This is a genomic window from Stenotrophomonas sp. STEN018 (assembly GCF_056760235.1).
In genome coordinates, this window is sequence record NZ_JBRREK010000029.1 from 26028 (window position 1) to 40890 (window position 14863).

Below are 14863 nucleotides of genomic sequence, written 5' to 3' on the forward strand. Positions count from 1 at the left end.
AACGCCAATTTTAGCCTTCCCCGTGTCCCGGCGTTGTCGTCATGCACAAAGGCTATAAGCGCGGCGGCCTAAGTCATTTCTCGGTAATGGGTGTGCACCCGCAGCATCGACTGCACACCCACCCACCAGGAGACGCCGATGACCTTCACACGCCCCCCATTCACCCTGCCATCCAGGAAGCTGTTGTCCCTCAGCCTGGCCCTGGCGGCGTGTGGGGCGGGGTCATCGGCGCAGGCGCAGCAACTCACCGTGGAGCAGTTGCAGGAGCGCCTGCAGCGGTTGGAGCGGCTGGCCGGCGTCAGCGATGGGGCAAGCGAAGGCGTAGGCCTGGCCGATCTGGACCAGCGCCTGCGCATCCTCGAGCGCCGCCTTGAGCTGGCGGAAGAAGAGCGGGTTGCCGCCGCCAAGAGCGCACCGAAGATTGCCATCGACCAGAAGGGTGCCTCGTTCAAATCCGGCGATGGCAATTACGAGTTGAAGCTGCGCGGTCTGCTGCAAGGTGATGCCCGCGTGTTCGTGGGCGGCGATGCCAACCAGAACGACACCTTCCTGCTGCGCACCGCACGACCCACCTTGGAGGGCTCGCTGGGCAAGCTGGTCGCCTATCGCTTCACTCCGGAGTTCGCCGGTGATAGTGCCAGCATCGTCGATGCCTATGCCGATCTGCGTTTCGATCCTGCCTATACGGTGCGGGTGGGTAAGTTCACCTCGCCGGTCGGTCTGGAACGTCTGCAGTCGTCCTCGGCCTTGGTCGATGTCGAACGCGCGCTGGCCAGCGAATTGGCGCCGAACCGCGACCTCGGCGTGCAGCTGCAGGGCGAAGTGGCCAAGGGCAAGTTCAGCTATGCGCTGGGCGTGTTCAACGGCACCGTTGATGGTCGCGATGCGATCACCAGCAATCCGGATGACGACTTCGAATATGCAGGACGCGTGTTCTTCGAGCCGCTGAAGGGCAGCGACAGCGCATGGGCAGGTCTGGGCTTCGGCCTTGGTGCAAGCACTGGCGAAAAGCATGGCAGCGGCAACAACTTCCTGCCGCGCTATCGCACGCCGGGCCAGGCCACGTTCTTTGCTTATCGCAGTGCAGTGGTTGCTGATGGCGAACACCGCCGCTGGTCGCCGCAGGGCTGGTTCTACCGCAATGGACTGGGCCTGCAGGCCGAGTACATCGCTTCGGAACAGGAGGTTGCACGCAATGGCATCCGCAAGCGCTTGGACAACCGCGCCTGGCAGGCCACTGCCAGCTATGTGCTGACCGGTGAGGATGCCAGCTATCGCGGGGTCACGCCGTCGCGCCCGTTCGGCGCCAACGGTGGACATGGCGCGGTGGAGCTGACTGCGCGCTACGGTGAACTGCAGATCGATGATGCGGCGTTCCCGTTCTATGCCGATCCAACCGTGTCGGCCTCGCAGGTCCGTTCGTGGACGGTGGGTGCCAACTGGTACCTGACCGCCAACCTCAAGCTGGCGACCAACTATCTGCACAGCAGTTTTGATGCGGCTTCCGCTGGCGCGAAGTTGCCTGATGAAAAAGCTGTTTTCTCGCGCCTGCAAGTTTCCTTCTGACGGAGAGCCCTGATGACGCATTCCTATATAGCCCGCCTTGCCACAGCAGCACTGGCGTTCGCCCTGACCTTGAGCGCCGGCGCCGCATTTGCGCGTGATGTGCAGTTGCTCAATGTTTCCTATGACCCGACCCGCGAGCTGTACCGCGACTTCAACGCCGCCTTCGCCAAGCACTGGAAGGAAACCAAGGGCGACAACGTCACCATCGAAACCTCGCACGGCGGCTCCGGCAAGCAGGCGCGCACGGTGATCGACGGCATTGAAGCCGACGTCGTCACCCTGGCGCTGGCCTATGACGTGGACGCCATCGCCGACAAGGCCAAGCTGCTGCCGGCCAACTGGGAAAGCCGCCTGCCGGAAAACAGCGCGCCCTACACCTCGACGATTGTCTTCCTGGTGCGCAAGGGCAACCCCAAGGGCATCCGCGATTGGCCGGACCTGCTGCGCAGCGGCGTATCGGTGGTGACGCCGAACCCGAAAACCTCCGGCGGTGCGCGTTGGAACTATCTGGCCGCCTGGGCCTACGCTGATCACATCTTCAAGGGTGACCGCGACAAGATCCTGAACTATATGCGCGCGCTGTTCCGCAATGTGCCGGTGCTTGATACCGGTGCGCGCGGCGCCACGACGACTTTTGTCCAACGCGGTATTGGTGATGTGTTGTTGGCCTGGGAAAACGAAGCCTTCCTCGCCCAGGAGGAACTGGGTCCGGACAAGTTCGAGATCGTGGTGCCCAAGCTGTCGATCCTTGCCGAACCGTCGGTAGCGCTGCTGGATCGCAACGTCGACCGTCACGGCACCCGCGATGTCGCCCAGGCCTATCTGCAATACCTGTACTCGCCGGAAGGCCAGCGCATCGCCGCGCGTCATTACTACCGTCCGCGCTCGCCGCAATACGCGGCACCGGCCGACGTTGCCCGCTTCCCGCAGGTGCAGTTGGTCACCATCCGCAGTGCCTTTGGTTCGTGGGGCAGGGCGCAGGCCGAGCACTTCGCCGATGGCGGCGTCTTCGATCAGATCCAAGCGAGCAAGTAGACCGTGTCAGCAACTGCGCAAACACTGCAAACACGTGTGCGAAGCCAACGCCGGGTACTCCCCGGCTTTGGTCTTGGTATGGGCATCACCTTGTTCTGGTTGGGGCTGATCGTCCTGATCCCACTGCTGGGCGTATTCCTGAAAGCGGCAGGGTTGGGACTGGGCGGCATCTGGCAGATATGGACCGAGCCGCGCGTACTGGCCGCGCTGCGCTTGAGCTTCGGCACCGCGTTTGCGGCGGCCGCGTTCAATACGGTGATGGGTACGTGGGTAGCGTGGGTGTTCGTGCGCTACAACTTCCCCGGCCGGCGCCTGTTCGACGCGATGATCGATCTGCCGTTTGCCTTGCCCACCGCCGTGGCCGGCATCGCCTTGACTGCGCTGTATGGCGGGCAGGGCTGGATAGGACAATGGCTGGAGCCGTTGGGCATCAAGGTGGCATACACGCCGCTGGGCATCGTGGTGGCGTTGGTGTTTGTCGGCCTGCCATTCGTGGTGCGCATCGTGCAGCCGGTATTGGCCGAAGCCGAGCGCGAGTTCGAGGAGGCCTCGGCCACACTCGGGGCGACGCGTTTTCAGACCATCGTGCGGGTAGTGCTGCCGAGCCTGTGGCCGGCGATGCTGACCGGCTTTGCATTGGCGTTCGCGCGTGGTGTGGGTGAGTACGGTTCGGTGATCTTCATCGCCGGCAACATGCCCAGCGTCACCGAGATCGCGCCGCTGCTGATCACCATCCGTCTGGAAGAATTTGATTACGCCGGTGCCACCGCGATTGCCGGTGCGATGTTGTTGCTGTCGTTCGTGCTGCTGCTGCTGGTCAATACCTTGCAGGCGCGGCTGCAACGCAGGGGCGCGCGATGAATGAGTTGTTGTCGGAGTTGTCGGTGAGCATGGACCGTAGTGAGCGTGTGGCCAAGCCGCAGCAGGTGACCAGCGAGCCGCGTTGGGTACAGGTGCTGCTGATTCTTGGTGCGTTGGGTTTTCTACTGTCGTTTCTGCTGCTGCCGCTGGTGCTGGTGTTCGTCGAGGCGTTGCGTGGTGGTGTGCTGGCGTTCTGGAATGCGGTCCGTGATCCGGATGCCTTGTCGGCGATTCGCCTCACGCTATTGGTGACGGCAATAGTCGTGCCCTTAAACCTGCTCTTCGGCGTCGCCGCAGCCTGGGTGGTGAGCAAGCACAGCTTCCCGGGCAAACGCTGGCTGGTGACCCTGATCGATCTGCCGTTCTCGGTATCGCCGGTGGTGGCGGGTCTGGTCTTCATCCTGTTGTTCGGCCGCGATGGTTGGTTCTGGCCGATGATCGAGGACGGACTACGCCTGCACCTGCCGGTGCTGGGCGAAACCCTGCTGCAGCTGCCACGCATCGTGTTTGCGATACCCGGCATCGTACTGGCCACGGTGTTCGTGACCTTTCCCTTCATTGCCCGCGAACTGATGCCCTTGATGGAGCAGCAGGGCAGTGATGAAGAACTGGCAGCGCTGACCCTGGGTGCCAATGCCTGGCAGATGTTCTGGAAGGTGACCTTGCCGAACATCCGCTGGGGCCTGCTGTACGGCGTGCTGTTGTGCAGCGCGCGGGCGATGGGTGAGTTTGGTGCGGTGTCGGTGGTGTCCGGGCATATCCGCGGTCGCACCAATACGCTGCCGTTGCACGTTGAAATTCTCTACAACGAATACGCCTACAGCGCCGCCTTTGCCTGCGCCTCGCTGCTGGCCGCCACCGCCTTGCTGACGCTGGTGGTGAAATCTTTCCTGGAGTGGCGCCACGGTCAATCGCTGGCCGCCGCCCATCGTCATTGAGGTCGTAATGAACATCCGCATACACAACCTGGGCAAGCAGTACGGCACGTTCCCGGCGCTGGATGGCGTCAGTCTGGATATCCGCAGTGGTGAGCTGCTGGCGCTGCTGGGTCCATCGGGCTCTGGGAAAACAACGTTGCTGCGCGCACTGGCCGGCTTGGAACATCCCGAGCGTGGTGAGATTCTGTTCGATGGTGAGGACGCCACCGGTTTGAGCGTGCAGGCACGCCGTGCCGGCTTCGTGTTCCAGCATTACGCCTTGTTCAAGCACCTGGACGTGCGCCGCAATATCGCCTTCGGGCTGGAAGTGCGGCGCGGCGCCGAGCGTTGGCCGAAGGCACGCATCGACGCCAAGGTTGATGAGTTGCTGGCGCTGGTACAACTCGATGGGCTGGGCGGGCGCTACCCGGCGCAGCTGTCCGGTGGTCAACGGCAGCGGGTGGCGCTGGCCCGCGCGCTGGCCATCGAGCCGCGCGTACTGCTGCTGGATGAGCCGTTCGGCGCGCTGGATGCGCAGGTGCGGCGTGACCTGCGCCGTTGGTTGCGTGAACTGCACGACCGCACCGGGCTGACCACGGTATTCGTCACCCACGATCAGGAAGAGGCACTGGAGCTGGCCGATCGTGTCGCCATCCTCAACCGTGGCCGCATCGAACAGGTGGGTACACCGGGCGAGGTTTACGATCAGCCTGCGTCACCGTTCGTCTATGGCTTTGTCGGTGAGGCCAACCGGCTGCCAGCACGCGCGCAGGGCCAGACGCTGGAAGTGGCCGGGGCACAGTGGCCGCGCACCAGCTCAGTGCCGGAGGGCGAGGCGTTGGAAGTATTTGTGCGGCCCGAGGATCTGGTGGTCGAGGCCGATGGCCACTGGCAGGCCACGGTCGGGCTGGTGCAGCGCAGTGGTCCGCGCCAGCGTCTGCGCGCGCGCCTGGCTGGCGCAACCACCGAGTTGGAAGTGGAATTGCCAGCCGGCTCGCCGGCTTATGCGGCGGGTCAGTCAATCCGACTCGGGGCCCGTCGTTACGGGGTCTTTCCGGCAGCTGCGGGCTGAATAGGGCAGGGCTGGGTGGTTGGGGTGAAATAGATGTTGCATCGCAATATAATTGCGGTTAAATATTTGTGAATCGGGATTTGTCCTATCCCGGTACCCCCACTTCCTGGAGAGATCTGCATGATGCACAACAAGCGTCTTGTCGCCGTGGCCTGCGCCGCCCTGTTGTCCGTTCCGTTTGCCGTCAGTGCCCAGGAGAGTGAGGAGTCCACCTCTCCGTTCAGCGCCAGCTTTGGCGTGACCACCGACTACGTGTTCCGTGGCGTGTCGCAGACCGACAATGAGCCGGCTTTCCAGGCAGGTGCCACCTACACCGCACCGTTCGGCCTGTATGCCACCGTGTGGGGCTCGAATGTTGATTTCGGCGAAGGCGGCCCGAACTTCGAAGTCGATTACAACATCGGCTGGAGCAAGGACCTGTCCGACAGCTGGAACCTGGACCTGGGCGTTAACCGCTACACCTACACCAGCGCTTCCAGCGGCTACGGTGACATCGATTACAACGAATACCTGGCCAAGGTGACCTGGAAGGGCCCGGTGGTCGTCAGTGGCCTGCTGGGTTACGCCGACGACTACAGCAATAGCGGCGCCGAGCAGATCTATGCTGCTGTGGATGCCAGCTACGAGATTGGCAACGGTTTCTCGGTGGGTGCTTCGGCTGGCTATACCAGCATCAAGGAAAAGGCCAACGAATGGCCGCGTCGTTCGGATTACTTCGATGGCTCGGTGTCAGTGTCCAAGGGTTTCGGCCCGGCCACCGCAACCCTGGGTTACTACGACACCTTCGGTTCGGATGCTGCCGACCTGCGTCGCGGCTCGGATACCTACAAGCCAGGCGTGGTGTTCAGCGTGTCGGTCGACGTGCCCTGATCCAAATGTGATGAAAAAAGAAGAGGCGCCGAAGGGCGCCTTTTCTTTGCCCTTTTTTTTGTGGGAGCGGCGTAAGCCGCGAGGCTGATGGTCTATCAGGTGGCCAACATGCCGGGCACTTCATTGCGCCCAGCTTCGCGGCTTACGCCGCTCCCACAAACCCCGCTGTCCGCATATAGGCGAAAGGCGCCTTACGGCGCCTTTCGCTTGTCACCTGTCGGTGATCAATTCCAGCTCAGCACGACCTTGCCGGCCTTGCCCTGTTCCATCAGGTCGAAACCTTCCTGGAAACGGTCCACCGGCAACTGGTGGGTCATCACCTTACCCAGCGGGAAACCGCCCAGCACCAGCTGGGTCATCTTGTACCAGGTCTCGTACATCTTGCGGCCGTAGATGCCCTGCACGGTCAGGCCCTTGAAGATGATCTTGTCCCAGTCGCAACCGGCACCGCGCGGCATGATGCCGAGCATGGCGATCTTGCCGCCGTGGTACATGCAGTCGAGCATGTCGTTGAAGGCGCGCGGGTTGCCGCTCATTTCCAGGCCTACGTCGAAGCCCTCCATGTGCAGTTCGGCCATCACGTCCTTCAGCGACTGGTTGGCGACGTTCACCACGCGCGTGGCGCCCATGTCGGCGGCCAGCTTCAGGCGGAAATCATTGACGTCGGTGACCACCACATTGCGTGCACCGATGTGCTTGCAGATGCCGGCAGCAATGATGCCGATCGGGCCTGCGCCGGTGATCAGCACGTCTTCGCCGATCACGTCGAACTCCAGCGCGCAATGCGCGGCGTTGCCGTAGGGATCGAAGAACGCAGCCAGCTCGGATGGGATCTGGTCCGGGATCGGCCACAGGTTGGTTGCGGGCATGACCATGTATTCGGCGAAGGCGCCGTTGACATTGACGCCGATGCCGACGGTGTTCGGGCACAGGTGCTGGCGGCCGCCACGGCAGTTGCGGCAGTGGCCGCAGACGATGTGGCCCTCGGCCGACACGCGCTGGCCGACTTCATAGCCGGTCACGCCCGGGCCGATCTCGGCGATGCGGCCGACAAACTCGTGGCCGATGGTCAGGCCCGGCTTGATGGTGCGCTGGCTCCACTCGTCCCACAGGTAGATGTGCAGGTCGGTGCCACAGATGGCAGTCTTTTCCAGCTTGATCAGCACCTGGTTCGGGCCCGGCGTAGGCACCGGCACCTCTTCCATCCAGATGCCCTTGGTCGCTTCGCGCTTCACCAGCGCCTTCATCGTCTGTGCCATTGCAGGAGACCGCAGTGTGGGGAAAGAGGGCGATTATAAGCTTTCAGCCGTAACCGCCCGGTACTGACCGATGACAGGGGCGGTGGACAGTTGCAGCCGCTACAATCGGCCGTTCCAAACTTTCGGTATTGCCATATGCGCCTGAATTTTCTTGCGTTTTCCATCATTGCGGGCCTGGGCCTGGCCCAAACCGCGCAGGCTGCCGAAGGCATGTGGGTGCCGCAGCAGCTGCCTGAAATTGCCGGCCCGCTGAAGCAGGCGGGTCTGAAGCTGGACCCGCAGCAGCTGGCCAACCTGACCGGCGACCCGATGGGCGCGGTGGTTGCGCTGGGTGGCTGCACTGCCAGCTTCGTTTCGCCGCAGGGTCTGGTGGTGACCAACCACCATTGCGCTTACGGCTCGATCCAGCTGAACTCCACCGCCGAGAAGAACCTGATCAAGGACGGCTTCAACGCGCCGACCCTGAAGGACGAACTGAGCGCTGGCCCGAACGCCCGCATCTACGTGCTGGACGACATCACCGACGTCACCACCCAGGTCAAGGCCGCCATCGCTGGCGCCGGCAACGACCCGCTCAAGCGCACCCAGGCGCTGGAAGCCTTCGAGAAGCAGGCCATCGCCGCCTGCGAAACCGACGACGCCTACAGCTGCACCCTGTACAGCTTCTCCGGCGGCAACACCTACCGCCTGTTCAAGAACATGGAAATCAAGGACGTGCGCCTGGCCTATGCGCCCCCGGGCAGCGTCGGCAAGTTCGGCGGTGACGTCGACAACTGGATGTGGCCGCGCCACACCGGCGATTTCTCGTTCTACCGCGCCTACGTCGGCAAGGACGGCAAGCCGGCTGCATTCGCCGCCGACAACGTGCCGTACCAGCCCAAGCATTGGTTGAAGCTGGCCAACCAGCCGCTGGGCGAGGGCGATTTCGTGATGGTGGCCGGTTACCCGGGCCGCACCGACCGCTATGCGCTGGTCAGCGAATTCGAGAACACCGCCACCTGGACCTACCCGTCGATCGCCAAGGCCTACAAGGACCAGATCGCGATGGTCGAAGCGGCCAGCAAGGACAACCAGGACATCGCGGTCAAGTACGCGTCCAACATGGCCAGCTGGAACAACACCAGCAAGAACTACGACGGTCAGCTGGACGGCTTCAAGCGCAACAACGTGCTGGGCCAGAAGCAGGCCGCAGAAACCGCGGTGCTGGAATGGCTGCGTGGCCAGGGCGCTGCCGGCAAGCCGGCGCTGGATGCGTTCGCACAGCTGCAGACGCTGGGCCAGCAGTCGCGTGCCAATCAGGCGCGTGACCTGAACCTGGCAATGCTCAACCGCACCGGCACCCTCGGCACCGCCGTGCGCCTGTACCGCCTGGCGATCGAGAAGGCCAAGCCGGACGCGCAGCGCGAAGAGGGTTACCAGGAACGCGATCTGCCGACCATCGAAGGCGGCCTGAAGCAGATGGACCGCCGCTACGTGCCGGCCATGGATCGTCAGTTCCAGCAGTACTGGCTGCAGCAGTACGTGCAGCTGCCGGCGGGCCAGCACCTGTCGGCCTTCGACAAGTGGATTGGCGGCGTTGATGCCAAGGCGGTTGATGCAACCGTCGCGCGTCTGGACGGCTCCAAGCTGGGCAGCCTGGACGAGCGCCTGAAGTGGTTCGGCGCCGACAAGGCTGCATTCGAAGCCAGCAAGGATCCGGCCATCCAGTACGCGGTGGCAGTGATGCCGGCGCTGCTGGAACTGGAGCACCAGCGCAAGCTGCGCACGGGCGAAGAGCTGGTCGCACGCCCGCTGTTCCTGCAGGCCATTGCTGACTACAAGAAGACCAAGGGTGAGTTCGTTTACCCGGACGCCAACCTGTCGCTGCGCATCACCTTCGGCAACGTGAAGGGTTACACCGGCCTGGACGGCAAGGTGCAGCCGGCCTTCACCGACCTGGAAGGCATCGTCGCCAAGGAAACCGGAAAGGACCCGTTCGACTCGCCGCAGGCGCTGATCGATGCGGTCAAGGCCAAGCGCTATGGCGGCTTTGAAGACAAGCGTATCGGCAGCGTGCCGGTGAACTTCCTGTCCGACCTGGACATCACCGGCGGCAATTCCGGCTCGCCGGTGCTGGATGCACACGGTCGCCTGGTTGGTCTGGCGTTCGACGGCATCTGGGAATCGGTCGCCAGCAACTGGGTGTTCGACCCGGTTATGACCCGCATGATCTCGGTGGACGAGCGTTACATGCGCTGGATCATGCAGGAAGTGGCACCAGCGCCGCAGCTGCTGAAGGAAATGGACGCCGCCTCGAAGTAAGCTCGAGTTGCGTGGTTCAAATAGAAGCCCGGACGGGAAACCGTCCGGGCTTTTGTTTTTGCTCCCTCCCTTTCGCGTAGCGAAGGGGAGGGCTGGGGAGGGGTTGGCTCTTCGCCGCCGACTCAGCCATGCCTTCGCGACTGTAGTGGGGGGGGCGGGGGCGGGGGGGGGGGGGCCGGGGGGGGAGGGGGGGGCCGGGGGGGGGGGCCCCCCACCACCCCCCGCGGCCGGGCGGGGCCCCCCCCCCCCCCCCCGCCCTCGGTCCCGCTTGCGCGCGCCCGCCGGCGGGCTGGGGGGCGGCGCCCGGGCCGCGGGCCCCCGCGCCCCCCCCCCCCACCACGCATCAGCTCAGCGGTACGGGCCGGGCCCTCGCCACAGCAGTTCGCCGTAGCGGTAGACATACATCACGATGACGAACTGGCGGGCATCGCCGATGTCCTGCAGCTCGGGCGAGCCGGCCTGAAGCATGCGGCATTTGCTGGAGCCACGACGCAGCGCAACCTCGGCCGGGCAGACCATCAGGTAGGTGGTGCCGGGCAGCGGGATCGACAGTTCCTTCTTGCCATCCACTTCCTTGGCACTGTCCATCCATGCGCGCAGCTTTTCCTCGCTGAGCAGGTCGTAGACGATCTGGTAGCCGCCGACTTCCATGGCCGGTGCTCCGGCGCTGCGGTCGACGCGTTTGCCGCTGTCATTGCCTTGGCCAGCCGAGCGACCGTAATCGTCCTGCGCGGTGGTCCTGTCCAGCGAACCGGGCGGGCGCCCGGTCCAGGTCTGCGGACGCCGCGGCACGGTTTCCGACGGGCTGGCTGCAGCTGCGGGTGCGGCTGGAGTCTGGGCCTGGTCCTGGGTCTTGGTTTCTTCCTGCTCCGGCTCGCTCGGCGGCTCGATGTAGCGCGCCTCCGGCACTGGCTTGCGGTCCTCGCTGCGTCTATGCGTGGTTGGCTTGGGCTTGGAGCGCGTGGTCTTGTCGGGTTTGTCCTGCGGCGGCACCTTGCTTGGCTGCGTGGACGGCGGTGCCTCGCCGACGAAATCGACCTTGGTCCGGCCGCCGCCCGATGAGCCCTGCGGCGAGGAAACCACTGGTGGGTTGGAGTACATCAGCAGCAACAGCATCAGCACATGTAGCACGGCCGTTATCAGCACCGCGGCCCAGCGGTCGCGGCGTTCATGCCAGAGCTTGAATTTGAACTGCTTGGGAGAACTGGGAGTGCTGGTCATGCCGCGTTCTGGGGCCTTGAGGTTGCTGCCCTCGTGCGGAAGTCACGCCGTGCCACCGATAGGGAACCGGCATGGTAACGCCTGTGCCCGGCACACAACCGTGCCGTCAGTGCTGTTGCCCGTTACTGCTGCGGTTAGGTCAGGCAGCTGCGGCAAATTGCGGGCACAGTTGGTTCAGTTGCCGGCGCTGGATCCGTATCGAAGGTAACCGTGGGCGGTATCGGCGCACGGCCGGGCTATGATGCCCCTCCCGCCGCGGACAGCTGGCGGGGACTCCCACCACAATGGAAACAGCTGCATGCGCATCCTGCTTGCCCGTCACGGCGAAACGCCGTGGAACGCCGAAGGCCGCTATCAGGGCCAGATCGACATTCCTCTCTCGCCGGTGGGTGAGGCCCAGGCAAAAGCCTTGGGTGAGCGGTTGGCTGATGTGCAGATCACCCGCGCCGTGGCCTCGCCGCTGAGCCGTGCGCAGGCTACCGCCAAGGCTGCATTGGGCAGTGCGCGCGAAGCCATGTTGCTGACCGAGCCGGATCTGCAGGAGATCGCCCATGGCGAGTGGGAAGGCCTGCTCGCCAGCGAGATCGACGAAAAAGACCCGGCACGCCTGCGCGCCTGGCGCGAGGAACCCGACACCGTGCTGATGCCCGGCGGCGAATCACTGCGCCAAGTGCTGGACCGCAGCTGGCGTGGTCTGACCGCCGCCGCCGAAGGGCTGGGTGAAGACGATACCTTGCTGGTGGTCGCGCATGACGCGGTCAACCGCGTCATTCTGTGCAAGATCCTCGGTCTGCCGATTTCCAAGCTGTGGAGCTTCCGCCAGGCCCCGACCACGCTGAACCTGCTGGAAGGCCCAGACGTCGAGCACCTGGAAGTGGTGCGCCTGAACGACTGTGCCCACCACACCCCGTTCTTTGGTGAAGCCAAGCACCGCGCGCTGTAATCGGACGAGGTAATCCGCTTTTGGTAGTGCCAAGCCATGCTCGGCTGAGGCTCTACCGGTGAAGCCCCTGCCGAGCATGGCTCGGCACTACGCCGCCGCCTTTTGCCGCGGTTGCTCCCTCCCTTTCGCATAGCGAAGGGGAGGGCTGGGGCGGGGTTGGCTTTACCGCTTCTGATTTTGCAGTGGCTTCGCGGCTTACGCCGCTCCCACAAATTGGCTGGGGGCCGATGGCTTGCAGGGGAAGCTCCTGCCGAGCATGGCTCGGCACTACACACAGTCCCAGCCTGACATGCCGGGAAGCTTGGCGGCCGGGTGCGGCTGCCGCTGTATCATGGGCACCATTCCCGCGCGCAACGCGCAGCCGGCTTTCAGTGCCGGCCCATGATCCAGAGAATCTTTACGCATGTCCTCCGCTCGTCCCGCCACGCTTGAACAGTGGCTCGCCCATATCGAACAGCAGCACCCACAAGCCATCGCAATGGGCTTGGAGCGCGTGCGCGAAGTCGCCCAGCGCCTGCAGTTGGGGCGGCCGGCCGAGCATTGCATCGTGGTTGGCGGCACCAATGGCAAGGGTTCGACCGTCGCTTTCATCGAGTCCATCGCCCGTGCCGCAGAGTGGAAGGTGGGTGCCTACACCTCGCCGCACCTGCTGCGCTACAACGAGCGCGTGCGTATCGACGGCAAGGACGTGGATGACGCCAGCCTGGTAGCCGGCTTCAACGCGGTCGAAGACGCCCGTGGCGACACCGCGCTGACCTATTTCGAATACGGCACCTTGTGCGCGCTGTGGCTGTTCCAGCAGGCCGGATTGGATCTGGCGGTGCTGGAAGTCGGCCTCGGCGGGCGTCTGGACGCGGTCAACATCATCGACGCAGATGTGGCGGTGATCACCACTGTCGATATCGACCACGCCGATTGGCTGGGCAATGACCGCGAAGTCATCGGCGAAGAGAAGGCCGGCATCATCCGCGGCTGGAAGCCGCTGATTCTTGGCGAGGTCGATCCGCCGTCCAGCGTGTTGCGCCGCGCCTATGTGCTTGGTGCCAATGCAATTCGCTTCGGCAGCGATTTCTTTGCCGAGGATATCGATGCCGAACTGTGGCGTTGGCGTGATGTGTCGTTCCGTCTGGAACTGCCGCAGCCCGCTTTGTGGGCGCCGATCCAGCGCAACAACGCCGCTACCGCGGTGGCTGCGTTGCGCGCCTTGGACAAGCCTGTGCCGCGCGCTGCGTGGGCGCAGGGCGTAGCTGACGCGCAGGTAGTCGGGCGCCTGCAGCGTTTTGAGCGAGACGGCATTGAAGTGCTGCTGGATGTGGGCCACAACCCGCAGGCCGCTGGCGCTTTGGCTGCAGCATTGAAGGCCGAGCCAGTGCAGGGCCGCACGTTCGCAGTCTATGCCGCGCTGGCCGACAAGGACGCTGCGGGTGTGGTCGTAGCCCTGCAGGCCCAGGTCGATGGCTGGTTCCTGGCCGGGCTGGAAGGTGCACGTGGGCAAACCGCCGCGCAGCTGCGTGAGCGGCTGGCGCAGACCGCTGCCGCCGGGGCCCGCTTGTCCGAAGGCGTCGCCGAAGCACTGGACGCCGCATTGGGCCAGGCCCAGCAAGGCGACCGGGTGCTGGTGTTTGGTTCCTTCCATACAGTGGCCGAAGCACTGCCACTACTCCGTTCAGCTGACTAAGACGCTGCTGCGCGTGCCCCGCATATAATCACCGGGGCACTCCGCCGCGCCGCGCATACGCCAATTGTGGAAACTCCTCTGAAACAGCGACTGATTGGTGCCATCGTTCTGGTGGCGCTTGCCGTGATCTTCCTGCCGATGCTGGTCAAAGGGCCTGCGCCGGACAGTGGTGTACAGGACGTGCCGTTGAGCGCGCCTGTGGCGCCGGCCGAAGGCCAGTTTGAAACCCGCGAGCTGCCGCTGGTTGCGCCGGGCGCACCTGCGGGTGGCGCCTTGGGCATGCCCGCTGCACAGCCGGAAACCGGCGTGGCTGCCGCTGTCGAGCAGCCGGCCAATGGCCTGCCGCCGTCGACTGCCGCCGGCAACTACGCGGTCAATTTTGGTGCCTATGGCAGCGAGGTCGATGCCGACGCGGTGATCGCGCACCTGAAGAAATCCAATCTGCCGGGCTTCCGCCAGGCCGACACCATCAATGGCCGCCCGGCTTGGCGCGTGCGCATCGGTCCGTATGCCGATCGTGCCCAGGCTGAACTGGTGCGGCTGGAAGCGGGCAAGGTCCGTAACGACGTGAATGCGCAGGTGGTGGTGCTCAACGCCACTGCCGAAAATGCAGTCCCGGCACCGACCGCTACCGCCACGCCGGCTGCCAGCAGCACCGCTACCGCTGCAGCAAACACCGCGCCGGTCCGCACCGAGGCCTTGCCGCCGGAGCCGGCCAAGCCGGTCGTGGCGGCGCCCAAGCCCGAACCCAAGCCGGCCGCCAAGCCGGAAGCACCGAAGCCTGAACCGGCCAAGCCGGTCGCGGCAACCCCGGCCAAGCCGGCAGTCACCACCCCGGCCGCGCCAGCTGCCAGCGGTGTAGGTTTTGCCGTGCAGCTGGGTGCCTTTGGCCAGGCCGCCGATGCCAATGCATTGCGTGACCGCGCACGTGCCGCCGGCTTCAGTGCCTTTGTCGAGCAGGTGCGTACCGATAACGGCGTGCTCAACCGTGTCCGCATCGGGCCGGTGGCCAGCCGTGAACAGGCTGAACAGCTCAAGGCGCAGGTCGCGGCCAAGGTCGGCATCGCCGGCATGGTCCGCCCGCATCCTTGATGCCGCACTGCGTACCTCTGATCAGTCGCGCAATCCTGTGCTGCACCT

Annotated in this window: 11 protein-coding genes and 1 pseudogene; 10 read left to right on the forward strand and 2 right to left on the reverse strand. The window is 64.5% G+C overall.

Going from position 1 to position 14863, the window contains the following annotated elements; all coding sequences use genetic code 11:
- Positions 1–138: 138 nt before the first annotated feature.
- The 6 genes and pseudogenes from ACVOMB_RS12420 to ACVOMB_RS12445 all read left to right on the forward strand — a co-directional run bounded on the left by ACVOMB_RS12420 (position 139) and on the right by ACVOMB_RS12445 (position 6321).
- Positions 139–1566: an OprO/OprP family phosphate-selective porin gene (locus ACVOMB_RS12420; RefSeq protein WP_481531464.1), complete on the forward strand. Its 1428-nt coding sequence runs from the start codon at positions 139–141 to the stop codon at positions 1564–1566.
- Between the two features lie 12 nt (positions 1567–1578).
- On the forward strand, positions 1579–2601 hold the full coding sequence (locus tag ACVOMB_RS12425) for a sulfate ABC transporter substrate-binding protein (protein WP_481531465.1): 1023 nt from the start codon (positions 1579–1581) through the stop codon (positions 2599–2601).
- Between the two features lie 36 nt (positions 2602–2637).
- Positions 2638–3462: a sulfate ABC transporter permease subunit CysT gene (cysT, locus tag ACVOMB_RS12430; protein WP_481531466.1), complete on the forward strand. Its 825-nt coding sequence runs from the start codon at positions 2638–2640 to the stop codon at positions 3460–3462.
- 68 nt (positions 3463–3530) lie between these two features.
- Positions 3531–4400, forward strand: a pseudogene (cysW, locus tag ACVOMB_RS12435) (sulfate ABC transporter permease subunit CysW); the annotation flags it as partial.
- 7 nt (positions 4401–4407) lie between these two features.
- Positions 4408–5451: a sulfate/molybdate ABC transporter ATP-binding protein gene (locus ACVOMB_RS12440; protein ID WP_481531467.1), complete on the forward strand. Its 1044-nt coding sequence runs from the start codon at positions 4408–4410 to the stop codon at positions 5449–5451.
- A gap of 120 nt (positions 5452–5571) precedes the next feature.
- Positions 5572–6321, forward strand: a complete 750-nt coding sequence (locus ACVOMB_RS12445; protein WP_481531468.1) for a TorF family putative porin — start codon at positions 5572–5574, stop codon at positions 6319–6321.
- Between the two features lie 224 nt (positions 6322–6545).
- On the opposite strand, the gene tdh is transcribed toward ACVOMB_RS12445, so the two are convergent.
- On the reverse strand, positions 6546–7580 hold the full coding sequence (tdh, locus tag ACVOMB_RS12450) for an L-threonine 3-dehydrogenase (protein WP_481531469.1): 1035 nt from the start codon (positions 7578–7580) through the stop codon (positions 6546–6548).
- A 135-nt stretch (positions 7581–7715) separates the two neighbouring features.
- On the opposite strand from tdh, the gene ACVOMB_RS12455 reads away from it, so the two are divergent.
- Positions 7716–9881 carry a S46 family peptidase gene (locus tag ACVOMB_RS12455; RefSeq protein ID WP_481531470.1) on the forward strand — a complete coding sequence of 722 codons (2166 nt, stop codon included), beginning with the start codon at positions 7716–7718 and terminating at the stop codon, positions 9879–9881.
- Between the two features lie 348 nt (positions 9882–10229).
- On the opposite strand, the gene ACVOMB_RS12460 is transcribed toward ACVOMB_RS12455, so the two are convergent.
- Complete coding sequence (locus ACVOMB_RS12460; RefSeq protein ID WP_481531471.1) at positions 10230–11102, reverse strand: type II toxin-antitoxin system RelE/ParE family toxin; 873 nt, start codon at positions 11100–11102, stop codon at positions 10230–10232.
- Between the two features lie 298 nt (positions 11103–11400).
- On the opposite strand from ACVOMB_RS12460, the gene ACVOMB_RS12465 reads away from it, so the two are divergent.
- From ACVOMB_RS12465 to ACVOMB_RS12475, 3 genes are all read left to right on the forward strand, one after another.
- Complete coding sequence (locus tag ACVOMB_RS12465) at positions 11401–12045, forward strand: histidine phosphatase family protein (RefSeq protein ID WP_481518037.1); 645 nt, start codon at positions 11401–11403, stop codon at positions 12043–12045.
- A 403-nt stretch (positions 12046–12448) separates the two neighbouring features.
- A complete protein-coding gene (gene folC / locus ACVOMB_RS12470; RefSeq protein WP_481531472.1) occupies positions 12449–13723 on the forward strand; it encodes a bifunctional tetrahydrofolate synthase/dihydrofolate synthase in 1275 nt (424 codons plus the stop codon).
- A gap of 66 nt (positions 13724–13789) precedes the next feature.
- Entirely contained in the window at positions 13790–14815 is a 1026-nt protein-coding gene (locus tag ACVOMB_RS12475) for an SPOR domain-containing protein (RefSeq protein WP_481531473.1), read from the forward strand.
- The last annotated feature ends 48 nt before the right edge of the window (positions 14816–14863 follow it).

Coding starts and splice junctions, on each gene's coding strand:
- ACVOMB_RS12420 (WP_481531464.1), top strand. CDS start 139: ATGACCTTCACACGCCCCCCATTCACCCTGCCATCCAGGAAGCTGTTG.
- ACVOMB_RS12425 (WP_481531465.1), top strand. CDS start 1,579: ATGACGCATTCCTATATAGCCCGCCTTGCCACAGCAGCACTGGCGTTC.
- ACVOMB_RS12440 (WP_481531467.1), top strand. CDS start 4,408: ATGAACATCCGCATACACAACCTGGGCAAGCAGTACGGCACGTTCCCG.
- ACVOMB_RS12445 (WP_481531468.1), top strand. CDS start 5,572: ATGATGCACAACAAGCGTCTTGTCGCCGTGGCCTGCGCCGCCCTGTTG.
- tdh (WP_481531469.1), bottom strand. CDS start 7,580: ATGGCACAGACGATGAAGGCGCTGGTGAAGCGCGAAGCGACCAAGGGC.
- ACVOMB_RS12455 (WP_481531470.1), top strand. CDS start 7,716: ATGCGCCTGAATTTTCTTGCGTTTTCCATCATTGCGGGCCTGGGCCTG.
- ACVOMB_RS12460 (WP_481531471.1), bottom strand. CDS start 11,102: ATGACCAGCACTCCCAGTTCTCCCAAGCAGTTCAAATTCAAGCTCTGG.
- ACVOMB_RS12465 (WP_481518037.1), top strand. CDS start 11,401: ATGCGCATCCTGCTTGCCCGTCACGGCGAAACGCCGTGGAACGCCGAA.
- folC (WP_481531472.1), top strand. CDS start 12,449: ATGTCCTCCGCTCGTCCCGCCACGCTTGAACAGTGGCTCGCCCATATC.